This window comes from Inquilinus sp. (assembly GCF_057815775.1).
In genome coordinates this window covers 1-5,162 of record NZ_JBYRFX010001141.1, presented here as the reverse complement: position 1 = coordinate 5,162, position 5,162 = coordinate 1, and the positions used below count along the sequence as shown (strand labels likewise).

5 protein-coding genes are annotated in these 5,162 nt (G+C 67.3%); 3 read left to right on the top strand and 2 right to left on the bottom strand.

Features of this window, described 5'->3' with window-relative positions; genetic code table 11:
* Positions 1 to 1,405, top strand: a 1,405-nt coding sequence (gene shc, locus AC3XYG_RS40540) for a squalene--hopene cyclase (RefSeq protein WP_489145591.1), incomplete at its 5' end; no start/stop codon positions are given.
* A gap of 57 nt (positions 1,406 to 1,462) precedes the next feature.
* Complete coding sequence (locus AC3XYG_RS40535; RefSeq protein WP_489145590.1) at positions 1,463 to 2,128, top strand: phosphorylase family protein; 666 nt, start codon at positions 1,463 to 1,465, stop codon at positions 2,126 to 2,128.
* Here AC3XYG_RS40535 and hpnH read toward each other — a convergent pair.
* Both hpnH and ispH read right to left on the bottom strand, forming a co-directional pair.
* The gene (gene hpnH, locus AC3XYG_RS40530) at positions 2,072 to 3,229 is read right to left on the bottom strand and encodes an adenosyl-hopene transferase HpnH (protein ID WP_489145589.1); all 1,158 of its coding nucleotides are present in this window, start codon (positions 3,227 to 3,229) and stop codon (positions 2,072 to 2,074) included. The genes AC3XYG_RS40535 and hpnH overlap by 57 nt on opposite strands.
* A gap of 47 nt (positions 3,230 to 3,276) precedes the next feature.
* Complete coding sequence (gene ispH, locus AC3XYG_RS40525) at positions 3,277 to 4,215, bottom strand: 4-hydroxy-3-methylbut-2-enyl diphosphate reductase (protein WP_489145588.1); 939 nt, start codon at positions 4,213 to 4,215, stop codon at positions 3,277 to 3,279.
* Between the two features lie 220 nt (positions 4,216 to 4,435).
* On the opposite strand from ispH, the gene AC3XYG_RS40520 reads away from it, so the two are divergent.
* The coding region (locus AC3XYG_RS40520) for a 1-deoxy-D-xylulose-5-phosphate synthase N-terminal domain-containing protein (protein WP_489145587.1) at positions 4,436 to 5,162 on the top strand (727 nt) is incomplete at its 3' end.

Sequence of the window (5,162 nt, the reverse complement as noted above, 5' to 3'; positions counted from 1 at the left end):
GATCGTGCCGCTGCTGGTCATCATGGCGAAGAAGCCGCGGCCGGTGGCGCCGGGCGCGATCTCGATCCAGGAGCTGATGGTCGAGCCGCCGGAGCAGGTGAAGAACTGGCATGTCCATGCCGACGGCACCTTCTGGGGCCGCTTCTTCCGCCGGCTGGACGGCGTGCTGCGGCCGATCGAGCCGTTCTTCCCGCGGCGGCAGAAGTCGGTTGACAAGGCGGTCGCCTTCGTCACCGAACGGCTGAACGGCGAGGACGGGCTGGGCGCGATCTACCCGGCCATGGCCAATTCCGTGATGATGTTCAAATGCCTGGGCTATCCGGACGACCATCCGGACCTGAAGATCGCCTGGGCCTCGGTCGAGAAGCTGGTCGAGACGGTGGACGGCATCACCTACGCCCAGCCCTGCCTGTCGCCGGTGTGGGACACCGCCCTGACCGCCCATGCGCTGCTGGAGGCCGGCGACCCGGAATCGGTGGCGCGGGCGAAGCAGGGTCTGGACTGGCTGGTGCCGCGCCAGGTGCTCGACGTCAAGGGCGACTGGGCCGAGCGGCGTCCGGATGTGCGGCCGGGCGGCTGGGCCTTCCAGTACAACAACGCGCATTACCCCGACCTCGACGACACCGCGGTCGTGGTCATGGCGATGCACCGCGCCGACCCGGAGCGGTACCGCGAGGCGATCGACCGCGGCGTGGAATGGCTGGTCGGGCTGCAGAGCAGCAATGGCGGCTGGGCCGCCTTCGAGGTCGACAACACCTACCACTATCTCAACCATATCCCCTTCGCCGATCACGGCGCGCTGCTGGACCCGCCGACCTCCGACGTCACGGCGCGTTGCATCAGCATGCTGGGCCAGCTTGGTAAGCGCGCCGACGATCCGGTGGTGGCGCGGGGCCTGGACTTCCTGCGGCGCGAGCAGGAAGCGGACGGCTCCTGGTTCGGGCGCTGGGGCACCAACTACATCTACGGCACTTGGTCGGTGCTGTGCGCCATCAACGCGGTCGCGGCCGACATGCAAGCGCCCTATATCCGCCGCGCCGTCGACTGGCTGCTGGCGCAGCAGCGTGAGGATGGCGGCTGGGGCGAATCCGGCGACAGCTACTACGCCGGCAAGCCGGAGATGACGCCGGCGGCAAGCACGGCCTCACAGACCGCCTGGGCGGTGCTGGCCCTGATGGCGGCCGGCGACACCGAGAACCCGGCCGTGGCGCGCGGCGTCGCCTGGCTGGCGGCGCATCAGCGCGCCGACGGGCTGTGGGACGAGCCGAACTTCACCGCCGTCGGCTTCCCGCGCGTCTTCTACCTGCGCTACCACGGCTATCCCGCCTTCTTCCCGACCTGGGCCCTGTCGCGCTACCGCCGGCTGCAGCAGAGCACCAGCGGCCGAGTCGAGGTCGGAATGTGAGGAGACGGCCCGGAACCGCGCCGGCGCGGCCGGCTGATGGCGGGTGAGGGGCTTCTCATGCTCGGCATCCTGACCGGCCTGGCGAAGGAGGCGGAGATCGCGCGGCGGATCTCGCCGCTGGTGCGGTGTTCGGCCAGCGATCCGGCCCGGGCCGCGGTCCTGGCGCGCGAGCTGGTGGCCGGCGGCGCGACTGCGCTGCTCAGCTTCGGCATCGCCGGCGGCCTGGCGCCGGGCCTGGCCAGCGGCCGGCTGGTGATCGGCACGGCGGTGAAGACTGGTGCCGGACAGTTGGCCTGCGATGCCGGGCTGATGAACCGGCTGGCGGCAGTGCTGCCGGAGGCTGCGCGGGGCGTGGTGTGGGGCGGCGACGTCATCGTCGACACCGCGGCAGCCAAGGCCAAGCTGTACCGCGACAGCGGCGCCGATATCGTCGATCTCGAAAGTGCCGCTGTCATGGCGGCTGCGGTGGCGGCAGGGCTGCCCTTCGGCGTGCTGCGCACCGTCGCGGACCCGGCGGCACATGGTCTGCCGCCGGCCGCTCTGGTCGGACTCGATGCCGAGGGTCGCCCGGCGATCGGGCCGGTGCTGCGGGCCTTGGCCCGCAGCCCTGGTCAGTTGCCGGCGCTCATCCGCCTGGGGCGGCAGAGCGGTGCAGCGATGGCGGCGTTACTTGCCGCCGCCCGCGCCCTTGGCGACAGCGGCCGCCTTCGGGGTGTGGCGTAGCTTGTCCAGCGCCTTCTGGACGTGGGACGAGAACATGAACTCCGCCGGACGCTGACGGTCCAGCGAGATCTCCGGCGCCATCTTACCTTCGGTGCGGATGCCGCGCATGCTGACCACGAAGGCCTTCAGCGGGTTGCGGAACATGTCCTTGACCGCGCTGGCCTCGTAGCCGGAATGCACCATGCAGTTGGCGCACTTCTCGTAGTTGCCGGTGCCGTACTTGTCCCAGTCGGTGTCTTCCATCAGCTCCTTGTAGGTCTGGGCATAGCCCTCGCCCAGGAGGTAGCAGGGCCGCTGCCAGCCGAAATACGTGCGCGTCGGGTTGCCCCACGGCGTGCAGTGGTACGTCTGGTTGCCGGCCAGGAAGTCGAGGAACATGGTGGACTGGCTGAACGACCAGCGCTTGCCGTTCTCGCCGCGCTTGAAGATGTCGCGGAACAGCTGCTTGGTGGTCTGGCGGCTCAGGAAATGCTGCTGGTCCGGCGCCCGCTCATAGGCATAGCCGGGCGAGACGGTGATGGCGTCGACGCCCATTTCCTTGACGTCGTCGAAGAAGGCCGCGACGCGCTCCGGCACGGCGTTGTTGAACAGCGTGCAGTTGATGTTGACGCGGAAGCCGCGGGCCTTGGCGGCCTTGATCGCCTTGACCGCGCGGTCGTAAACGCCGTCCTGGCACACCGACCGGTCGTGATCCTCCTGGTCGCCGTCCAGATGGACCGACCAGATCAAGAACGGGCTCGGCTTGTACTGATCGAGCTTCTTCTCCATCAGCAGCGCATTGGTGCACAGGTAGACGTACTTCTTGCGGTCGATGATGCCCTGCACCACTTCCGCCATCTCCTTGTGCAGCAGCGGTTCGCCGCCGGCGATCGAGACCACCGGCACGCCCGAATCGTCCACCGCCTGCAGGCAGTCGGCGACCGACAGGCGCTGGTTCAGGATCTCGTCGGGATAGTCGATCTTGCCGCAACCGGCGCAGGCCAGGTTGCACCGGAACAGCGGTTCCAGCATCAGGACCATCGGATAGCGCTTGGTTCCCAAGACGTGCTGCTTGAGAAGATAAGCGCCGATACGGATCTGCTGTTGAAGCGGAATACCCATGGGACCTTCACAGACTTTCAGCCGGAACCCAGGCCAAGCCGCCATGCCTACTCGGCAGGGACGGGCACGGTCAACTGGGAGGGGAGGCGGAATCGGATGTTTTCTGCGACACCCTGCAATGTGGAAACCTCGACCTCGCCGAAGCGCTGGAGCGTTTCGACCAGCTCCTGCACCAGGCTGTCGGGGGCGGATGCGCCGGCGGTGACGCCGACGGTGTTCTTGCCGACCAGCCATTCCGGGTCGAGGCCGGAGGCATCGTCGATCAAGTAGCTGGGCACGCCGAGCTCGTCGCCGATCTCGCGCAGCCGGTTCGATTTCGAGCTGTTGCGGGCGCCGATCACCAGCAGCACCTCGACGATCTGCTCCAGCTCCCGCACCGCGCCCTGGCGATTCTGGGTGGCGTAGCAGATGTCCTTGGTGTCGGGCCCGACGATCGCCGGGAACCTGACCTTCAGCGCATCGATCACCGCCTTGGTGTCGTCGACGCTGAGCGTGGTCTGGGTGATGTAGGACACCTGCTGGGGGTTCGGCACCTCCAGCTTCGCGACATCCTCGACCGTCGAGATCAGGGTGACGCCGCCCGGAATCTGGCCCGTCGTGCCCTCGACCTCGGCGTGGCCGGCATGGCCGATCAGGATGACGGTGCGATCCTGTGCCGCATACCGGCGGCCCTCGATATGCACCTTCGACACCAGCGGGCAGGTCGCGTCGATCACCTGCAGTCCGCGCTGCTCGGCATCGGCCTCGACCGACTGGGCGACACCATGCGCGCTGAAGATCGTGATGCTGCCGGCCGGAACCTCGTCGAGCTCGTCGACGAATTTCGCGCCCTTGGCGCGCAGGCTCTCGACCACGTGCCGGTTGTGCACGATCTCATGCCGGACATAGACGGGCTGGCCGTAGATCTCCAGCGCGCGCTCGACAATTTCGATGGCCCGTTCAACACCGGCGCAAAAGCCTCGGGGTTGGGCCAAGATGATCCGCATACGGCACCTATGTTCTGGCTTTGGAGCTGGGACGTCACGCCAGAGTGAATCGCTCTCATTTAAAACATACAACGTGCTAACTTCGCATGTCACTATGCGTCACATGCGATGGCCTGCGCGCCGATGTCTCTTTAATAATCGTCAAATTGCCGCGGGTCGGCAGGTGTGATTACTTTTCGCGGCGCCGGGGCGGGACCCCGAAACAACGGGACGACGCTTGATGGAACGACGCAGGACGGACACTCGGACACCGCTCCTCGATCAACTTCAGGGCCCCGCCAGTCTTCGCAACGTCAACGATGACGACACGCTCAAGCGGATTGCGCACGAGCTGCGGACTGAGCTGCTCGACGTGGTCTCGGTCACCGGTGGCCATCTCGGCGCCGGGCTCGGCGTGGTGGAGCTGACTGTCGCCCTGCACGCCGTGTTCGACACCCCGAAGGACCGGTTGATCTGGGATGTGGGGCACCAGGCCTATCCACACAAGATCCTGACCGACCGGCGAGACCGTATTCGCACATTGCGTCAGGCTGGCGGGCTGTCCGGCTTCACCCGGCGGTCGGAGAGCGAATACGATCCGTTCGGCGCCGCCCACAGCTCGACCTCGATTTCCGCCGCGCTCGGCATGGCCGTCGCCCGCGACGTGAAGGGCGAGCAGCGCAACGTCATCGCCGTGATCGGCGACGGGTCGATGAGCGCCGGCATGGCCTATGAGGCGATGAACAATGCCGGGGCGATGGCGTCGCGGCTGATCGTCGTGCTCAACGACAACGACATGTCGATCGCGCCGCCGGTCGGGGCCATGAGCGCGTATTTGTCGCGGCTGATCTCGTCGCGGCCCTACCGCTCGCTGCGGCACCTGGTGCGCGACGTCACCGCGATGATGCCGTCGCCGGTGGCCCGCGCGGCGAAGAAGGCCGAGGAATACGCCCGCGGCTTCGTCACCG